An 18,077-nucleotide genomic window follows, 5' to 3' on the forward strand; every position below is an offset into this window, starting at 1 on the left:
GCTGTCATGAACGGCAACGGGGCCCCGCCGCGGGTGGGGGATGTGACCACGGTGTCCGCCGGGACCGAGGGGACCGACGGGATCGAAGGGGCCGCCGCGTCGGCTGCCACCGGGCCCACCACGACGGCCGCGCCGACCGGCTCCGCGCCCACCGGCTCCGCGCGAACCAAGCTGGAGCGGGGCCGCGGCGCGCTCGGGCCGGCGCTGGAGCTCGTCCACACCGGTCGGGCCCCGACCCGCGCGGTCCTGACGGCCGAGCTCGGCGTCACCCGCGCCACCGCCGGAGCGGTGGCCGCCGAGTTGGAGGCGCTCGGCCTGATCCGGGTCGACTCCCGCCCCGGCGGGGCCGGCGGAGCCCAGGGCCGTCCCTCGCACCGGCTCTCCGTGGACGAGAACGGCCCGGTGGCGCTCGCCGCGCAGGTGCACTCGGACGGGTTCCGGGCCGCCCTGGTCGGTCTCGGCGGCCGGATCGTGGCCACCGCCCCCGGCCGGGTGCCGGTCTCGGCCGACCCGGCGCAGGTGCTCCGCGCGGTCGTCGAAGCGGGCGCCGCGCTGCTCGCGGAGACCGGGCGGCGCTGCGTGGGCGCCGGCCTCGCGGTGCCCTCGGCGGTCGCGGAGCCGGAGGGCACGGCGCTGAACCCACTGCACCTGGCGTGGCCGGCGGGCTCTCCCGTACGGGCCATCTTCGCCGAGTGCGTGAAGGCCGCCGGGATCGACGGACCGGCGCTGACCGGCAACGACGTCAACCTCGCCGCGCTCGCGGAGCACCGGCACGGCGCGGGCCGCAGCGCGCAGCACCTGCTGTGCGTGGCCACCGGCCACCGCGGGGTCGGCGGCGCGCTCGTGCTGGACGGCCGCCTGCACAGCGGGAGTTCGGGCCTGGCCCTGGAAGTCGGCCACCTCACCGTGAATCCGGAGGGGCGCCCCTGCCACTGCGGCAGCCGCGGCTGTCTCGACGTGGAAGCCGACCCGCTGGCCTTCCTCACCGCGGCCGGGCGCACCCCCGGCCCCGAGGTGTCGCTGCTCCAGCAGGCCCGGGACCTGCTGCGCGAGGAGTACGCGGAGCCCGGGGTGCGGGCGGCCACCGAGGAGCTCATCGACCGGCTCGGCCTGGGCCTCGCCGGGCTCGTGAACATCCTGAACCCGGACCGGATCATCCTCGGCGGGCTCCACCGCGAGCTGCTCCACGCCGATCCCGAGCGGCTGCGCGCGGTGGTCGCGGACCGCAGCCTGTGGGGGCGCAGCGGAGGCGTGCCGATCCTGCCCTGCACGCTCGACCACAACAGCCTGGTCGGAGCCGCCGAGCTGGCGTGGCAGCCGGTCCTGGACGACCCGCTCGGGGCCCTGGGGGCGGCGGCCTGACACCCGCGCGGCGCCTGGGGCGGGCTCCGACGGCCGGCCGGAGCCCTACCCGGGCCGGACGCCGACCGAGGCGGCCACCGGCAGGCCCGCGGACACGGGCTCGGGGGGAACGGCGGCGGACGGGGCCGGGGCAAGGCTCCGTACGGGCTTCTCGGCCAGGTGCGCCGGACGGGGCGTCAGAGCCGCCGGGTCCGGTGCGGCGCGCAGGGAGAACCACACCAGCTTGCCCGGGGTGTCGGCCCGGTGCCGGGCCCCCCACGCTTCGCTGACGGCCGCCACGAGCGCGAGACCGCGTCCGGAGGTCTCCAGCGCGTCGGCCTCCCAGACCTCCCCGGCGCCGGCGTCGGTGTTGTCGGCCTGGGCCTCGGCCCCGGCCCCGGCCGTCGCCCGCAGGACGGGCAGGCGGGGATCGCTGTCGTAGACCGAGACGGTCAGGCGGCCGAGGCGGAACTCGATCTCGACCGTGCAGGTCTTGTCCGGCTGCGCGTGGCGGTGGACGTTGCTGAGCAGTTCCGTCACGCCGAGCGCAGCCCGGTCTATGAGCGGATCGAGCTGCCAGTGGCGCAACTGCGCGGAAACGATTCGGCGGATCTGTCCGATCCGCAAGGGCAAGGCCTGCAGTTCGACGACGCAGTGCCTGCGGGAATGACTGATCACGGCTGCGACTCCCCGACATCAGTGTTACGGGTGCTGCACCCTCGGTGACGCCTCCCCAGGGTCACCCACTGTGGGCCCGCGTGCAACCGAACGCGATCGAAAGTGATTCGCATGGATACCCAAAGCGACTGTTTGTGCAGGTGAGGGGGGTACATTGCGAATGCGGGAGCGGAGAGACGCACGCTGCGCAAGAGGCATGTGATGCACACGAGACGCGGGCCGGGCGCCCGCCGAGCACTCGGGACATCGGGACATACGAAGGAGCACGGCGCATGAGCACCACCACCGGTACGACTGCCACGACCATCGACGTCGACCGCAGTGACGCGGACTACCGCGCCTGGCTGAAGGAAGCCGTCCGCAAGGTGCAGGCGGACGCCAACCGCTCCGCCGACACCCACCTGCTGCGCTTCCCGCTCCCCGAGGCCTGGGGCATCGACCTCTACCTCAAGGACGAGTCCACCCACCCGACGGGCTCGCTCAAGCACCGCCTCGCCCGTTCCCTGTTCCTCTACGCCCTCTGCAACGGCTGGATCCGCCCCGGCCGCCCCGTCATCGAGGCCTCGTCCGGTTCCACGGCGGTCTCGGAGGCCTACTTCGCCAAGCTGATCGGCGTCCCGTTCATCGCGGTGATGCCGCGTACGACGAGCCCCGAGAAGTGCCGGCTCATCGAGTTCCACGGCGGCGAATGCCACTTCATCGACGACTCGATGAAGATGTACGAGGAGTCGGCGGAGCTCGCGGCGCGGACCGGCGGACACTACATGGACCAGTTCACGTACGCGGAGCGGGCGACGGACTGGCGCGGCAACAACAACATCGCAGAATCGATTTACCAGCAGCTGCGCCTGGAGCGGTTCCCCGAGCCCGCGTGGATCGTGGCCACGGCCGGCACCGGCGGCACCTCCGCGACCATCGCGCGCTACGTGCACTACATGCAGCACGACACCCGCATCTGCGTCCCGGACCCGGAGAACTCCTGCTTCTTCGACGGCTGGACGAACAACGACCCGCACGCGACCAGCGATTGCGGATCGCGCATCGAGGGCATCGGCAGGCCCCGCATGGAGCCGAGCTTCGTCCCCGGCGCCATCGACCGGATGATGAGGGTCCCGGACGCGGCGAGCGTCGCGGCGTGCCGCGCGCTGGAGGCCGCGATCGGCCGCAAGGCGGGCGGTTCCACCGGCACCGGCGTGTGGAGCGCGTTGAAGATCATCTCGGAGATGGTGGCGGAGGGCCGCACGGGCAGCGTCGTCACCCTGCTCTGCGACCCGGGCGACCGCTACCTCGACAAGTACTACTCCGACGAGTGGCTGGCGGGGCAGGGTCTCGACGTCGCCCCGTACCTGGAGACGATCGACACCCTCCTGGCGACCGGGGTGTGGACCGAGCCCGCCGCCTGACGGCCCGTGGCCCTGGCCCGGGTTGATCCAAGGTGGTTACGCTGTGCGGACTTTGGGTGCGGCGAGGGGCGGGGAGCCATGGCGGAGATCGTGGACGGCGCGGGGACCGGCGGCGCCGGCAGCGGTACGGGGGGCGGCGGTGTCGGCGGCGGCGGTCGCGAAGGCGCGGGCGGGGGCGGGTCGTTGGCCTGCCCCCGGTGCGGCCGGGAGGACCGGGTGCGGGGCGTGGCCGCCGCGTACCTCCGGGCCAAGGCCGAGCTCAAGGAGGAGACCGGCAGCGGCGAGGACGCGAAGACCACGACCCGCCAGGAGAACTCCGCACTGAGCAAGGCCCTCTCCGTCGCCCCGACCGAACCGGACTCCAATATGGGATGTTGGGGGGCGGTGCTCCTCCTGGTGGCGGTCGGAGCCTTCGTGTGGGGCGCGATCGAGGGCAAGTGGTTCGACACCGAGACGGCGGTGCGGTTCGTCCCCGGGACCGCGTCCGACGGATCCTCGCTCGGCGTCACCTCCGGGGCCTACCTGGGCTGGATCTCCGGCACCGCGCTGGTGATCGGCGTCCTCCTCATGGCCCTGTCCGGCCGGGCCCTGCGGGCCTGGCGGCGCCGGACCGAACCGGGCCGGGCGGCCGCCGACCGGGTCTGGTCCGAAGCCTGGTACTGCGACCGGTGCGGCACGGTCCACTTCTCCGGCGAACGGGCCATGAGCCTCCAGGAGTTCCGGGTCCGCGTCTGGTCGGCGGGCGGCTACGGAGACCTCGCCGTGAGGCATCCCGCGATCTGATCCGTGACAGGGCCGGCCTCCTTCCGGCCGCCCACCGGCCCTCTTCCGGCCGCCTACTGATCCGCTCCGCGCCGATCCGCCAGCCGGCGGTCCAGGGTGCGGACCGCCGTGCGGAAGGAGTGCCCGAGGCCCGGACGGGCGGCGGCGAGGGCGAAGCGGAAGGCGGCCGGGCCGTCCGCGGTGAAGGTCCACCGGATGTGCGTGCCGGTGCCGGCGGGGGTGAGGCGCCAGTCCTCCAGCAGGGCACGTACGCCGGGGACGTTGGTCTCGTCGACCCGGTACGCGTAGCGCTGCTCCGGATCCGCGGCCATGATCGTCTCCTGGAAGCGGACCCCGCCCATCAGCCTGATCTCGCGCCCCGCGCCGCCCTGCGTGGGCCGGGCCAGGGTGACCGCCCTGAACCAGCTCGACCAGCCCTCGACCTCCTCGGCCAGCGCCCGGTACACGGCCTCGGGCCCCGCAGTGCTCCGGGCGGTGAAGGACAGGCGGACCGGGGCGTCTTCGAGGAAATCCAGCCCTACCGGGCGGAGTCGGCGAGTCATGGCGGTACTCCCAAGGTCGGTGGGGCGTGCGGCGCGAAGGTGAGGCAGTCACCCTAGCTGGCGGGCCGTCAGATGTCCGCCGGCGGGGTGGCATACCCGTTTCCCGGACCCGGCGACAACCTGGACAATGCGTGCATGCTTATCAGAGCAGCGCACATCGACGAACTGCCCCTCCTCCAGGACATCGAGAGGGCCGCCGGTGAATGCTTCCGGGCCATCGGCATGCCGGAGATCGCCGACGACGAACCGCTCCCGCTCGATGAACTCCTCGGCTACCGGCAGGCCGGGCTGGCCTGGGTCGCGGCCGACGGGACGGGCAAGGGCACACCGGTCGGCTATCTCGTCGCCGACCGGGTGGACGGGAACCTCCACGTCGAGCAGGTTTCGGTGCATCCGGACAGCGCCCGCCGCCGCATCGGGCGCGCCCTGCTGGAACACCTCGCGGGGCGGGCCGCCGCGGAATCCGTCCCCGCGCTGACGCTCACCACCTTCACCGACGTCCCGTGGAACGCCCCTTACTACGTCCGCTGCGGCTTCCGCACCCTCGGCGAGAGCGCCCTGGGGCCCGGACTGCGCGAGATCCGCGACCGGGAGGCCGGACACGGCCTCGACCGCTGGCCCCGGGTGTGCATGCGCCGGGACCTGTGAGCGGTGGGCGGAAGCCCCCTCCCGTCAGACCGACGGTGCCGGCACCACCGGCACCACCGGCACCAGCGGCAACTCCGGCAGGTCCGCCGGGAACAGCAGGGTGAGATCGTCCGTACTCGGCTCCGACAGCTGCGCCACCCGCCCCGCGTGCCGTTCGACCATCGACTCGAAGGTCTGGCGGGCGGTGCGGCCGTTGCCGAAGGCCGGACCCTTGGGCAGATCGGTGAAGTACGCCAGCAGCGCCTCGGAGGTCTTCTCCCCGAGCCGGTACTCGTGCTCCTCCGTCTGCTGCTCCACGATCCGCAGCAGTTCCTCCGGCCCGTAGTCCCCGAAGGTGATGGTCCGGGAGAAGCGCGAGGCGACGCCCGGGTTGACGGTCAGGAAGCGGTCCATCTCGGCCGTGTATCCGGCGACGATCACCACCACCGCGTCCCGGTGGTCCTCCATCAGCTTCACCAGGGTGTCGATCGCCTCGCGCCCGAAGTCGCGGCCCGAGTCCTCGGGCGCCAGCGCGTACGCCTCGTCGATGAACAGCACCCCGCCGCGCGCCCGGTCGAAGGCCTCCTGGGTGCGGATCGCCGTGGACCCGATGTGCTCGCCGACCAGGTCCACCCGGGAGACCTCCACCAGGTGGCCGCGCTCCAGCACGCCGAGGGAGGCCAGGATCTCCCCGTAGAGCCGGGCCACGGTGGTCTTGCCGGTGCCGGGGGAGCCGGTGAAGACCAGATGGCGGCGGACGGAGGCGGCCTTGAGGCCCGCCTGCTGCCGCCGCCGGCCCACCTCGATCATGTCGGTGAGCGCGCGGACCTCGCGCTTGACGCTGTCCAGCCCCACCAGCGCGTCGAGCTGCCCGAGGACCTCGCCGGAGCCCCGCCCGGCCGGGGCAGGTCCGTCGGTGGCCGGGTCCGGCTCGTCGGCCGGGCGCGGGGCCGGCACCCGATCCGCCGCGGACCACTGCGCTACGGGGCTCTGCGCGGCCGTGACCGTACGGATCCCCGCGCGCTCCCCGGTCGCGGCCGCCCCCGAGGCCGATTGGGCGGCGAGCCGCGGCCCCGACTCGTCGCTCGTGCAGTCCTCGGCGACCGGGCCGTCCTCCGCGAACTCGTAACCCCCGCGCGCCGAGCGCTCGGTGTGGCAGCGGCTCAAGGTGGTGCGGCAGCCGTCGATCACGTGGAACCCGAAGCCGGAGCTGCCCGTGACCCGGCACGCCGTGAAGGTGCCGCGGCCGCCCGCCGACACGTAGAACCCGGCCTCGGCGGGGGAGGTGACCGTGCACCGCTCCAGTACCGGATCGGCGCCCTTGGTGACGATCACACCGGTCTGGACGGAGTCGATGGTGCAGTTGGCGAGGGTGCCGCCGCTGCCGTGGTCGCGGAACCAGGCCCCGGTCGCGGCTTCCCGGATCCGGCAGTCGTCCAGCTGGGCCGTCGCCCCGTCGCTCACCGAGACCGCGGTGTTGCGCACCTGGGAGAGGTCGCTGTCGACGACATCGGCGCGCGAACCCCGGTCCAGGACGAACAGCGCGTCCGGCACGTCGTGGACCCGGCAGGAGTCCAGTGAGGCGCTGGCGCCGTCGCTGATCCAGACGGCGGGATAGTCGCCCGTGCTGTCGTGGATCTCGCAGGACTCGGCGATCACCCGGGTGCCCGGATCCCACACGGACAGGCCGTTGCGGCCGAAGCGGCGCACGGTGGTGCGGCTGAGCGTGAGCACCGACCGGGAGCGCAGGTCCACCGCGTTCTCCGGGATGTCGTGGATGTCGCAGCCGGCGAGGGTGAGCACGGCGTCCGTGTCGAGGGTGACCCCGTCGGCGGAGGTGCGGTGGACCGAGCAGTCGGTGAGCACCGCGCTGGCCCGCGCGGCGATCTGCACGCCGGCGCCCTTGATCTCGTAGACCTCGCAGCCCAGCGCCTCCAGGCCCGAACCCTCGCCGGTCACCCCGATGCCCGCGCCCGTGGCGTGGTGGATCCGGCAGCGCTCCAGCCGGGGGCGGCCGCCGCCGCGCACCGAGACCCCGGCCTGCCCGGCGGCCACGACCTCGCACTCTTCGAACACCCCGCCACCGCCGTCCAGTACGGCGATCCCGACCCCGGCCGGATTCTCCACCGTGCAGCGGCGCACCAGCGGCCGGGCCCCGCTGCCGCGGACCTCGATGCCGGCCGCGGACCGGGTGCTCACCCGCAGGTCGGTGAGCTCGGGGGAGCCGTCCTCGACGAGCAGCGCGGGTGCCGTCCGGTCCTGGCCCTCCAGGTGCAGGTCCTGGACCACGGCCGAGGCGCGGACGGTCAGCGCGACCCCGTCGAGCGGAGCGATCCGCACCGAGCCCACCGCGCCCTCCGGACCGCGCAGGGTCACCGCGTGGTGGAGCACCAGGTTCTCCCGGTAGGTGCCGGGGGCGATGGACAGGACGTCCCCGTCACCCGCCACGGCCAGCGCGGCGGTCAGCGTCGGATACTCACCGGAGCGGCGCCGCCACCGCGAAGACCCGCCGTGCGTCACCTGGACCGTGCCCTGAGCCATGGTGCTGTCGTGCCCCCACCCTCGTGTTCGCGTGTTCCGTTGCGCGTGTTCGCCTTCCCGCGCCGCTGTCTGCAGAGACAGACGGTCGAGACCGTGGCGACGGTTCCGGCCGCCCCACCGTAGCGCGCGCGGGGCCGGTGAGTTGCCAGGTCAGCTGCCCGCGCCCGCCCGACCCCAGTCGGGTCCCGCCGCGGCCCAGGCGCGGTCCAGCCGTATGTACCGCCGATGCATGAGCCTTCGTACGACCAGGCGGCGGACCGTCTCCACCAGTCCGGCGATGCCGAGGGCCGCTGCCAGGCCCGCCATCCCCGCGTGGAAGCTCGCGGAGGACGGGTCCAGGGGCTGCCCGACCAGCCGGCCGTGCGTATCGGTCCATATCCGGAACCGGTCGCCGGTATGCGGCGGTTCCTCCGCGGCCGGCACCGCGCCCTGGTGGCTGCTGCCGTCGGGAGCGGTCCACGAAGCGACGATCTGCGTGCGCTGCGGGGCCTGCCGCTGCGCCGCCGGATCGACGGCCGCACCCACGGGGGCATCCGGGGCCGGCCGGACCACCACCGCCGGCACGAGGTACCGCTCCTGCCGCTGTTCGCGCGCGGCCCGCTGCAGGGTCCCGTCCACCCGCAGGCCGGCGGCGCAGCCGATGGCCGGAGCCACCAGCAGAACACACACCAGCGCGGCGAACGCCACCCACGCCTCGAAGAGATCAGTCTGCCGGCGCAACGGATTGCGCCGCCAACGCCACACACCCAATGCTGTCCGCACGGTCCGGCTCCCCCAACTTGTGCCAGTCTCCGTCTGCCTGCCGTTCCAGCCTCCCGCATGCCCCGATCGTGCGCATTCCGGGACTCGCGAGACTTGTGTCACCCGATCCGGTACATGTCGATGGACGAAGCAGAGCCCTCGCCCGCATCCCCGCACCCGCTCGGCCCTCCTCGCACCTTTCTCCCAGCTTCCCCGTACGTCTCGAATGCTCCAACGGGCAGGTCGCGGTGGTTGGTTCCAGGGATTTCGAAGAGCCCCCCGAACGTGTCATTCCGCCGTTCGTTCCGCTCTCCGTCGCCCCGTTCGTCAGTCCGTGACGCGGACCTCGTCGCCCACGCGAACCGTGCCCAGCCGCACCGGCACCAGCTGCCGTCCGAAGGCCAGCGACCTTCCGATCCGACGGTGCCTGGCCAGGGTCTTCAGGGGCTCTTTCCCCCGCTCCGCCGTCGCCTGGTCGGTGGTCGTGACGACGCAGCGCCCGCATTCGCGCACCCCGCGGAAGACGGCGTCGCCGATCTCGATGCGCCGCCAGTCGTCCTCGGCCCACGCCTCGGCACCGGAAACGACCACATTGGGGCGGAAACGGTTCATCGGGAGCGGCCCCTCGCCCGGGTGGTCCCCCCGCGCTATCAGCGAGTTGAGGGCGTCCAGCGAAGCGAGGGTGGTGATCAGCAGCGGATAGCCGTCGGCGAGGCTCACGGTCTCACCGGGCAGCGCGTAATCCGGATCCACGGGCCGACGTACGGCCGGGTCGTCCATGTGCACCAGGTGCGCCGGTACTCCGAGGTACGCGCCGAACCAGTCGGCCGCCGCGCGCGCCGCGACCACGGTTTCGATCTTCTTCCCGAACAGCGTCACCGGTTCCAGCGGCCCAGGCTCCGGTACCTCCACCGTCAGGTCCGCCATGCCCGGCGCCGACAGAGCGATCCCGCCGCCCCCCAGCGGACGGGCGCTCGCCAAGGCCAGCCTCGGCTGCTGGCGTTGGGTGATGACCGTGCCCTCGCCGTCCACCACCGCCCATCGGCGGTCACCGGACAGCCCCCAGGGCTCCACGGCCACCTCGTCGGGAGCTGTCCCCGCTACCGACTTGACGGGATGGACGTGGAGCGCCTGGACATACATGTTCGACATGAGGGCATATTGCCAGCCGCCCTCGGGGCCTCCGCGAAGACCTCCGCGCCGCGGGTCAGTAGCCGCGCCCCTGCGGCTGGTACGGGCGGCCGTACGGATCCTCGTACGAGGCGGCCGGGACCGGTGCGGGCTGCGCCTGCATCGGACGCGGCGCCGCCGGGCGCATGGCCTCGTAGCCGGTGCCCATGGCGGCCGGGCGGGGCTGCTGCGGCTGGGGCTGGGGGACGTACCCCGAGCGGGCCGCGAACGGCTGCGGCGGGATGTACGGGGCGGGCGCCTGCTGGAGCGGCATCTGCTGCTGCATCTGCTGGTACGCCGGCTGCTGCGGCGCGCCCTGCTGCTGGTACTGGTACCCGTACGCCGGGACGGGCTGGTGCTGCTGCGACACGGCCGGCGGGAGCGCGGCCGGCAGGGCGGGCAGCGCGGACGGGAGGGCCGGCAGGTACCCACCGCTCGAATAGCCCGAACTCGGGGAGTCGTAGGCGGCAGGGACGCGGATCGGAGCGATCTGCGGGGTGCCGCGTTCGGCGACGAGGGAGTCGTAGATGGGGGTGTCCGGGAAGGAGGGCGCGGAGTAGTAACCGCCGCCATAAGTGGAGCGGGGGGAGGTCATGGGACCTAAGTTAAGCCCACGACTTCACCGGGTCCATAGCGAGGTGCCCCCAACACCGCCCTGACCTGCATATTCGCAGGTCAGGGCCACAGCTTTCACTTCACGTTCACGTGCACGATTCGCCACTTGCGCCCCGTCTTCGTCCTACTCGTACTCGCCGGTTGGCCGGTGCACCGATGTGGGGCCGGATGCCCGCCGGCCGCGCACCGACTCCGCGCTGACAGAGCGTCACAACGCGGTGACCTCGGATGACATGGTTTCGGGTGGGGACGACCGGTTTCAGGCGTCGCCGGGGCGGGCATAGGTACGGCCTTTCCATGACGCCCCGCGTCCGCGGTAGTGCTGCACGGCCGAGTCGACGGTCATCAGGAGGTAGAGCAGCGCGGTGAGCGGAAGCAGCGGCGCGAGGGCGGGCGGCTGCCGGTAGTACCGCAGCATCGGCAGGTAGGTGACGGTCATCAGCAGCCAGGCCAGACCGCCGGCCCAGGCGACGGCGGGCCTCCCGACCGTGAGGCCCCCGAGGCCCCCGAGGCCCCCGAGGCCCCCGAGGCCCCAGAGGAGGGCGGCCGGCGGCACGAGGTAGACGAGGACCAGCCCGGCCACCGTCCCGGCCAGCAGTGCGGGCTGGTGGCGGAGTTGGGCGTAGGCGCTGCGCGAGACCATCCGCCACAGGTCGGCGAGGGAGTCGTACGGGCGCACGCTGTCGACCCGCTCCGCGAGGCCGAGCCAGATCCGCCCGCCGGTGCGCTGGACCGCGCGGGCGAGGGAGACGTCGTCGATGACGGCCTGACGGATCGAGTCCGGCACCCCGGCCCGTACGGCCGCCTCGGTGCGCAGCAGGACGCAGCCGCCGGCGGCGGCCGCGGTCCGGGCGGTCGGGTGGTTGATCCAGCGGAAGGGGTAGAGCTGGGCGAAGAAGTACACGAAGGCGGGAACGATCAGCCGCTCCCACGCGCTGACGGCGCGCAGCCGGGCCATCTGAGAGACCAGGTCGAGACCGGCGGTCGTGGCCGCGGCGACCAGCTCGCGCAGGCTGTCCGGCTCGTGGGCGATGTCGGCGTCGGTGAGGAGGAGGTAGACGGGGGGTGGGGTGGAGGGGGCGGACGGGTCCGACCGGGCGGGGGCCGGGGTCACGGCGTGGGCGATGCCGTGCCGGAGCGCCCAGAGCTTGCCGGTCCAGCCGGGGTCGGGATCGCCGGGGGAGAGGACGGTGAGGGGGAGCCCGGGATGCGCGTCGGCGAGCCGGCGGGCGAGGGCGGCGGTGCCGTCCGAACTCCCGTCGTCGACCAGGATGACCTCGGCCTCGCCGGGGTAGTCCTGCGCGAGCAGCGAGGGCAGGCTCAGCGGCAGGACCGCGGCTTCGTCCCTGGCCGGGACGATGATCGCGACGGACGGCCAGTGGGCGGGTGCGTGCCGGGGAGGCAGCCGGGTGTCGGTCCGCCAGAACATGCCTTGGCCGAAGGTGAGCCAGAGCCAGACGGCGAGCGAGACGCAGGCGGCGACGAGGAGGGGACCCATCCCGGCAGTGTGCCGCGCGGAGCGGGCTGCGGCGGGCGGGGACACCGGCCAGTCGGGGCATTGACGGTTTCCCGCGCACCACGGGTCGGCCGGGACGGCGGGCGGGGCGAGATCTGCGAGATCCGAAGGGTGCCGGCGGCTGCCCCCGGCGTCGGCGAACACCTCGTTTGACCCTCCGCGCTCGTGGCGCTCGCGGTGCCGTCGGCCCTGGGCCGGCGGGGGCATCGATTAAGGTGACCAAGTGAAGATCGCCCTCATGGACTCCGGCATCGGCCTCCTCGCGGCGGCCGCCGCGATGCGGCGGCTACGGCCGGACGCCGAGCTGGTGCTGTCGTGCGACCCCGACGGGATGCCCTGGGGTCCGCGGACCCCTCAGGACCTGACCGGGCGGGCGCTCGGCGTCGCGCGCGCCGCCGCCTCGCACCGGCCGGACGCGCTGATCGTGGCCTGCAACACCGCCTCCGTCCACGCGCTGCCCGCGCTGCGCGCCGAGCTGGAGCCCCTGATCCCGGTCATCGGAACCGTGCCGGCGATCAAGCCCGCCGCGCTCGCCGGGGGGCGGGTGGCGATCTGGGCCACCCCCGCCACCACCGGCAGCCCCTACCAGCGCGGGCTCATCCGTGACTTCGCCGACGGGGCGCGGGTCACCGAGGTGCCCTGCCCCGGGCTGGCCGACGCCGTCGAGGCCGCCGACGAGGCCGCCGTCGTACGGGCCGTCGCCGCGGCCGCTGCGCTGACCCCGGCCGACGTCACCGACGTGGTGCTCGGCTGCACGCACTACGAGCTGGTCGAAGCCCCCATCCGGGCCGCCCTCGCGACGCGCACCGGTGGCGCCCGTCTCGTCTTCCACGGCTCCGCCGAGCCCGTCGCCGTGCAGGCGCTGCGCCGCCTCGGCGCCCGGCCCGAACCGGGCCTGCCGCGCACCGGCAGCCTGACCGTCCTACTCAGCGGCCGTCCGGGCGCCCTTCCGGAAGCCGCCCTTGAGTACGCCGAAGGCCGGCTGCTTGCCGGTCAGAACGCGGCCGTCGGGGGATGACCCCGATGAGCTCCGACCGCACGGCCGAACTGCTCCCCCGGGGACACGTCCGGGCCGGTCAGCAGCCCTGACCCCGCCCCGGGCCGCCGGGCTCTGCTACGGCGCCGCCCGCCTCCGCGAGGCGCCGGGCCAGGTCGCGTAGATCGGCCGCGTCCAGGGTCTGGTCCGCGAAGCCCGGCAGGGGGACGTGCAGCGGGGCGGTCCAGGCGTCCGGGATCGCCGCCTGCCCGTAGTGGGCCCCGGCCAGGGTGCCGGTGACCGCGGCCACCGTGTCGGTGTCGCCGCCCAGGTCCACGGCGGCCCGTACGGCATCCGCGAAGCCGGTCGTGGTGCGCAGCGCCCACACCGCCGAGCCCAGGCAGGGCCAGACCGCCCCGTTGAACTCGGTGGCGAGCTCCGGATGCCAGTCCGGAGCGAGGATCCGGGCGTACCGCTCGCGGTGGTCCGGATGTACGGCCTCCAGCGTCGCGGGAAGCGCGGCCAGCGGATCGGTTCCGTCCAGGGCCACCCGTACAAGATCGTGCAGGACGGCCGTACCCTCCCAGGCGGCCCGGTCCCCGTGGGTGAGCGCCGCGATCCGCCGGGCGGCGTCCATCGTCGCGGTCCGCCCCGACGGTGCGAAGTACACCGCGGAGGTCGAGGCCCGCATCAGGGAACCGTTGCCCGCCGCCCGGACGTTCGTCTGGAAGTGCAGGGCCGCCGCCAGGTCCCAGGCGTCGCCGCTCGTCAGCACGTCCTCCGTCTGGAGCCCGATGTCCTTCGGATCCCCGGCAGCCCAGCGCCGGAACCGGTCGAAGACGTCCGGCAGCGAGAGCCCGCCGCACTCCAGGAGGGATTCGCCGACCAGCACCGCCATCTGCGTGTCGTCGGTCGCCTCGCCCGGATCCCAGCCGCCGCCCCCGCGCATCTCCTCGCCGCGCGCACTCAGCTGCCCGGCGGGGCCGAACTCGTAGGGCGCGCCGAGCGCGTCACCGGCCGCCGAGCCGAGCACGGCTCCCACGGCGCGGTCGAGCCGGGTGGTGGTCATAGGTTCCTCCTCGTGCCCGTGCGGTTCGGGGCGAACGTGCGTCTGAGCGGGAGCAGGAGCAGGAGCATACGGAGTCCGCAGGCCGCCCGTGAGGGCGTCCAGGCCGACCGCGTCGGGCTTCCGCCCGGTTGGGCCGTGCCGCCGAAGGTCGGTGGCGTACATGCGGAACGTGAGTACGCTGCTACACATGACGGTTCACCCCCCGGGTCCGCTCTGGACGGGCCGGGCATCAAACCGCGTGCAGTGGCTGCTCGCCGGGGCCGGTGCGGCCTGCCTGGCGCTCGGCGTCGAGCTCGCCGTCGACTACGCCTGGGACGCGGGCATCGTCGCGCTCCTCATGGCGGTGATCGGCTGTCTCGCCGTGGGCCTGCTCATCCTCTTCGGCACCCTGGCCTTCGTCCACGTGGCCGTCACCGTGGACGCCGAGGTGATGGAGGTGCGCTGCGGGCACATCGGGCTGCCCCGCCGGAAGATCCGGCTGGCCGAAGTGACGTCCGCCGAGTTCCTGCCCCGCATCACCCCCCAGCAGTGGGGCGGCTGGGGCTATCGCTGGCGCCCCGAGAAGGGGACCGCCGTCATCGTGCGGCGCGGCGAGGGCCTGGAACTGAGGCTCGGGGACGGCAAGCTCTTCACCGTCACCGTGGACGACGCCGAGAACGCGGTACGCGTCATCCGCACCCATCTGCGCGCCCTCGCCCACTGAGCCGTCCACCCGCACGGTCAACCGGCACAGCCCGCCCGCACAGCAGGGGGACGTACACTCCGCCAGATGAGCAGCAGTGCGACCCGCGCGGCGGGGAACGAGCCCCCGAAGCCCGCCGACCCCAGCAAGGCGGGACCGGAAGTGGAACCGGAAGCGGAATCCGGAGCGGAAGTCGAAGCGGAACCCGGATCGGAACCCGGATCGGGCCGCCTCCGGCGGTGGGGCGGGCGGCTGAAGCGGCCCGCGCTCGCCGTCGGCTCCGGCGTGCTCCTCTACCTCAGCTTCCCGCCCCGCCCCCTGTGGTGGCTGGCCCCCTTCGCCCTCGCCCTGCTCGGCTTCTGCCTGTACGGGCGCCGCGCGCGGGCCGGCTTCGGTCTGGGCCTCCTGCACGGACTCGCCTTCCTGCTGCCGCTGCTCGTCTGGACCGGCGAGGGCGTCGGCCCGGTCCCGTGGCTGGCCCTCGTCGCCCTCGAATCGGTCCTGATCGGACTCACGACCCTGGGGATCGCCCTCGTCAGCCGGCTTCCCGGCTGGCCGCTGTGGGGCGCCGCCGTCTGGATCGCCGGCGAGGCGCTGCGAGCCCGCGCCCCCTTCGGCGGTTTCTCCTGGGGCAAGCTCGCCTTCGGCCAGCCCGAAGGGGTCTTCCTGCCGCTCGCCGCGCTCGGCGGCACCCCGCTGCTCTCCTTCGCCGTGGCCCTGTGCGGATTCGGGCTCTACGAGGTCGTGCGCGTCGGCGCGGACACCCGCCGGGCCACCGCCGCGCTGCTCGCCGCCACCGCGGTGGCCGTCCCGCTCGCCGGGGCACTCGCGGCCCGGCCGCTGGTGTCGGACGCGGCCGAGGACGGCACCGTCACGGCCGCCGTCATCCAGGGCAACGTTCCGCGGGCGGGCTTCGACTTCAACGCCCAGCGCCGCCAGGTCCTGGACAACCACGCCAACCGCACGCTCCAGCTCGCCGAGGACGTCAGGCTCGGCAAGGTGGCGAAGCCGGACTTCGTCGTCTGGCCGGAAAACTCCTCCGACATCGACCCGTTCGCCGAGCCCGATGCCTACACGGTGATCGACAACGCCGTCAGGACCATCGGGGTTCCCGTCGCGATCGGCTCCGTACTGGTCCCGGAGACGGGCCCGCTGCGCAACACGATGATCCTGTGGGACCCGGTCAAGGGCCCCGTCGACACCTACGACAAGCGCAAGATCCAGCCCTTCGGCGAGCGCATCCCGATGCGGTCCTTCGTCCGGCTCTTCAGCTCCGACGTGGACCGGGTACGGCGCGACTTCGGCCCCGGCAAGGAGCCCGGCGTCTTCGACATGGGGGGCAGCGGAGTCGGCATGGTCACCTGCTACGAGGCCGCCTTCGACGACGCCGTCCGCTCCACCGTCCAGGCGGGCGCCCAGGTCATCGCCGTGCCCAGCAACAACGCCACCTTCGGCCGCACCGAGATGACCTACCAGCAGCTCGCCATGGACCGGGTCCGGGCCGTCGAGCACAGCCGGACCGTGCTGGTCCCGGTCACCAGCGGGGTCAGCGCCGTCATCCGCCCCGACGGCACCGTCGTCAGTCAGACCGAGCTGTTCACCGCCGACGCCCTGGTCGAGAAGATCCCGCTGCGGTCGAGCCAGACCCCGGCCACCCGCTTCGGGCCGCTCGCCGAGTACCTCCTGCTGGCCGTCGCCGCCTTCGGACTCGGCTGGACGCTCGTCCGCCGGATCGGCAGGGCCTCGTAGGGGCGGAGGCCTCGTAGGGTCGGGGGATGACCACACCCGATTTCATCCGGACCCTGCGCGCCACCGCCGGGCAACAGCTGCTCCTGCTCCCCGGGGTGACCGCCATCGTCGTCGACGACGAGGGGCGGGTGCTGCTCGGGCGGCGCGCCGACACCGGGCGGTGGTCGGTGGTCGGCGGGATCGCCGAGCCGGGGGAGCAGCCGGCCGAAACGGCGGTGCGCGAGGTGTTCGAGGAGACGGCCGTGCGGTGCGTCCCCGAACGGGTGGTGCTGGTGCAGATGCTGCCGCCGATCACCTATCCGAACGGGGACGTCTGCCAGTTCCAGGACATCACCTTCCGCTGCCGGGCCACCGGCGGCCGGGCGCGGGTCAACGACCACGAGTCGCTGGAGGTGGCCTGGTTCGCGCCCGACGAGCTGCCCGAGCCGCTGGAGGCCTTCGCCGTGGACCGGATCCACCGGGCCCTGCGGGACGAGCCGACCTGGTTCGAGGCACCCGGCGCGGCGGCCACGGCGGAGTCCGGGCCGGAGTCCGAGCCCGCCGCGTAGCCGGGGGTCTCAGTCGCTGTCGGAGGCCTCGCGGTAGAGCTCCACCGCCTGGTCGCCCATGACCGCGCTGTACGAGACCTCCGGGACGTCCCCGCCGGCCTCGTAGCCGCCGAGCACGCCCGCCAGGGCGCCGTCGACGAGCCAGGGGCTGCCGCTGGTCCCGCCGCTGAGGTCCGGGCAGTCGATGCGGCGCTGGGTCTCGGAGAAGAGCGTCGTGGTGTTGGCGCAGTACAGCGGGGAGTCGTCGCTGCTCGGGTAGCCCACGATGGAGAACGTGGCACCGGCCGGCTGCTCCGCGGCGACCGGGAAGGCGCCGACCACGTCTTCGACGGACTCGCCCTGTCGGCCGTCGGCCGGGACCACCGTCGCGAAGGCGATGTCGTCGTCCGGGTTCTGGCCGTTCGTCCAGTCCGGGGCCATGTACGCGCCGGTCAGCTTCCACAGCCCGTACGGGGCTTCGCCGTCCCGGTAGCCGGGCGCGAAGTAGGTGCCGTCCACGTTGTCCAGGCAGTGCGCGGCGGTGGCGATCACATCGTGGTCGTCACTGCGCACCACGGCGGCGGTGCAGAAGTGCCCGCCGTCGAGGCCGCCCGAGAAGAGCGCGCCGACCCGTCCGGCCGTGGCGTCGGCGGCGGCCGCCGTGGTGACTCCGAGCGGGGGCTCGGCGAGGGCCGCGGGGATGTTCAGGCTGAGCAGGGCCGTCATCGAGGCCAGTGCCAGCAGGATCCGGGTCGCACGCCGGCCACGGGCGCGGGGGCGGCGTTCCGGTCGGGAGGGGATGCGCTGGATCATGATCAGAGCCTCGCGGGCGAACCTGTGGCCGGGGCTTGGTCTTCCCTGAGAATCGGCTGTGAATCAGGGCGCGGACCAGCACGACCGCCCCGTACGCCGTCCAGCGCGGCCGGTGGATATGTGGGATGTCATGAACGCGTACGGGTCCTCGGGCAGGGGTTCGGGCGGAACGCACCAGTCTATGGACGACACGGACGGTTTCCGGACCCGCTGTTGTGCACGACGGAGCGTGATCGCGGGGCCACACCGCGCCTAGCCTCGCGGCAGAAGGTACGCAGAAGGCACACAGGAGTACGAACGAGGG

General features: G+C 73.6%; 17 protein-coding genes. 8 read left to right on the forward strand and 9 right to left on the reverse strand.

Annotation, left to right across the window (positions count from 1 at the left end; genetic code table 11):
* Nucleotides 1–6 precede the first annotated feature (6 nt).
* Nucleotides 7–1,362, forward strand: a complete 1,356-nt coding sequence (locus ACFXDJ_RS08940) for an ROK family protein (protein WP_384653415.1) — start codon at nt 7–9, stop codon at nt 1,360–1,362.
* A 45-nt stretch (nt 1,363–1,407) separates the two neighbouring features.
* On the opposite strand, the gene ACFXDJ_RS08945 is transcribed toward ACFXDJ_RS08940, so the two are convergent.
* Nucleotides 1,408–2,019, reverse strand: a complete 612-nt coding sequence (locus ACFXDJ_RS08945; protein ID WP_384848517.1) for an ATP-binding protein — start codon at nt 2,017–2,019, stop codon at nt 1,408–1,410.
* A 272-nt stretch (nt 2,020–2,291) separates the two neighbouring features.
* On the opposite strand from ACFXDJ_RS08945, the gene ACFXDJ_RS08950 reads away from it, so the two are divergent.
* The gene (locus tag ACFXDJ_RS08950; RefSeq protein WP_384653411.1) at nt 2,292–3,422 is read left to right on the forward strand and encodes a PLP-dependent cysteine synthase family protein; all 1,131 of its coding nucleotides are present in this window, start codon (nt 2,292–2,294) and stop codon (nt 3,420–3,422) included.
* A 78-nt stretch (nt 3,423–3,500) separates the two neighbouring features.
* On the forward strand, nt 3,501–4,205 hold the full coding sequence (locus ACFXDJ_RS08955) for a hypothetical protein (RefSeq protein WP_384848520.1): 705 nt from the start codon (nt 3,501–3,503) through the stop codon (nt 4,203–4,205).
* A 53-nt stretch (nt 4,206–4,258) separates the two neighbouring features.
* On the opposite strand, the gene ACFXDJ_RS08960 is transcribed toward ACFXDJ_RS08955, so the two are convergent.
* Nucleotides 4,259–4,747 (reverse strand): SRPBCC family protein, encoded by a 489-nt coding sequence (locus ACFXDJ_RS08960; protein ID WP_384848523.1) that lies wholly within the window; start codon nt 4,745–4,747, stop codon nt 4,259–4,261.
* 135 nt (nt 4,748–4,882) lie between these two features.
* On the opposite strand from ACFXDJ_RS08960, the gene ACFXDJ_RS08965 reads away from it, so the two are divergent.
* On the forward strand, nt 4,883–5,395 hold the full coding sequence (locus ACFXDJ_RS08965) for a GNAT family N-acetyltransferase (RefSeq protein WP_384848526.1): 513 nt from the start codon (nt 4,883–4,885) through the stop codon (nt 5,393–5,395).
* 24 nt (nt 5,396–5,419) lie between these two features.
* On the opposite strand, the gene ACFXDJ_RS08970 is transcribed toward ACFXDJ_RS08965, so the two are convergent.
* The 5 genes from ACFXDJ_RS08970 to ACFXDJ_RS08990 form a co-directional block, all read right to left on the reverse strand.
* Nucleotides 5,420–7,915 carry a right-handed parallel beta-helix repeat-containing protein gene (locus ACFXDJ_RS08970; protein WP_384848528.1) on the reverse strand — a complete coding sequence of 832 codons (2,496 nt, stop codon included), beginning with the start codon at nt 7,913–7,915 and terminating at the stop codon, nt 5,420–5,422.
* Nucleotides 7,916–8,065: 150 nt separating this feature from the next.
* Nucleotides 8,066–8,677 carry a hypothetical protein gene (locus tag ACFXDJ_RS08975; RefSeq protein ID WP_384653401.1) on the reverse strand — a complete coding sequence of 204 codons (612 nt, stop codon included), beginning with the start codon at nt 8,675–8,677 and terminating at the stop codon, nt 8,066–8,068.
* Between the two features lie 306 nt (nt 8,678–8,983).
* On the reverse strand, nt 8,984–9,808 hold the full coding sequence (locus ACFXDJ_RS08980) for an MOSC domain-containing protein (protein ID WP_384653399.1): 825 nt from the start codon (nt 9,806–9,808) through the stop codon (nt 8,984–8,986).
* Nucleotides 9,809–9,863: 55 nt separating this feature from the next.
* Nucleotides 9,864–10,421 (reverse strand): DUF6643 family protein, encoded by a 558-nt coding sequence (locus ACFXDJ_RS08985; RefSeq protein ID WP_384653397.1) that lies wholly within the window; start codon nt 10,419–10,421, stop codon nt 9,864–9,866.
* A gap of 279 nt (nt 10,422–10,700) precedes the next feature.
* Nucleotides 10,701–11,939, reverse strand: coding sequence for a glycosyltransferase (locus ACFXDJ_RS08990; protein ID WP_384848531.1), 1,239 nt, complete (start codon nt 11,937–11,939; stop codon nt 10,701–10,703).
* A gap of 241 nt (nt 11,940–12,180) precedes the next feature.
* Between ACFXDJ_RS08990 and ACFXDJ_RS08995 the strand changes: the two genes are divergently transcribed.
* Nucleotides 12,181–12,975: a glutamate racemase gene (locus ACFXDJ_RS08995; protein ID WP_384848534.1), complete on the forward strand. Its 795-nt coding sequence runs from the start codon at nt 12,181–12,183 to the stop codon at nt 12,973–12,975.
* Nucleotides 12,976–13,033: 58 nt separating this feature from the next.
* Here the strand turns inward: ACFXDJ_RS08995 and ACFXDJ_RS09000 are convergent, their stop codons facing one another.
* Nucleotides 13,034–14,002 (reverse strand): ADP-ribosylglycohydrolase family protein, encoded by a 969-nt coding sequence (locus ACFXDJ_RS09000; protein WP_384848537.1) that lies wholly within the window; start codon nt 14,000–14,002, stop codon nt 13,034–13,036.
* A gap of 187 nt (nt 14,003–14,189) precedes the next feature.
* Between ACFXDJ_RS09000 and ACFXDJ_RS09005 the strand changes: the two genes are divergently transcribed.
* The 3 genes from ACFXDJ_RS09005 to ACFXDJ_RS09015 all read left to right on the forward strand — a co-directional run bounded on the left by ACFXDJ_RS09005 (nt 14,190) and on the right by ACFXDJ_RS09015 (nt 16,981).
* A complete protein-coding gene (locus tag ACFXDJ_RS09005) occupies nt 14,190–14,705 on the forward strand; it encodes a hypothetical protein (RefSeq protein ID WP_384658020.1) in 516 nt (171 codons plus the stop codon).
* A 66-nt stretch (nt 14,706–14,771) separates the two neighbouring features.
* Nucleotides 14,772–16,433, forward strand: a complete 1,662-nt coding sequence (lnt, locus tag ACFXDJ_RS09010) for an apolipoprotein N-acyltransferase (protein ID WP_384658018.1) — start codon at nt 14,772–14,774, stop codon at nt 16,431–16,433.
* Nucleotides 16,434–16,459: 26 nt separating this feature from the next.
* The gene (locus ACFXDJ_RS09015) at nt 16,460–16,981 is read left to right on the forward strand and encodes an NUDIX domain-containing protein (protein ID WP_384848540.1); all 522 of its coding nucleotides are present in this window, start codon (nt 16,460–16,462) and stop codon (nt 16,979–16,981) included.
* A 9-nt stretch (nt 16,982–16,990) separates the two neighbouring features.
* On the opposite strand, the gene ACFXDJ_RS09020 is transcribed toward ACFXDJ_RS09015, so the two are convergent.
* A complete protein-coding gene (locus ACFXDJ_RS09020) occupies nt 16,991–17,773 on the reverse strand; it encodes a trypsin-like serine peptidase (protein WP_384658012.1) in 783 nt (260 codons plus the stop codon).
* Nucleotides 17,774–18,077 lie beyond the last annotated feature (304 nt).

It is taken from the genome of Streptomyces sp. NPDC059443 (assembly GCF_042750105.1).
Taxonomy (GTDB): domain Bacteria; phylum Actinomycetota; class Actinomycetes; order Streptomycetales; family Streptomycetaceae; genus Streptomyces.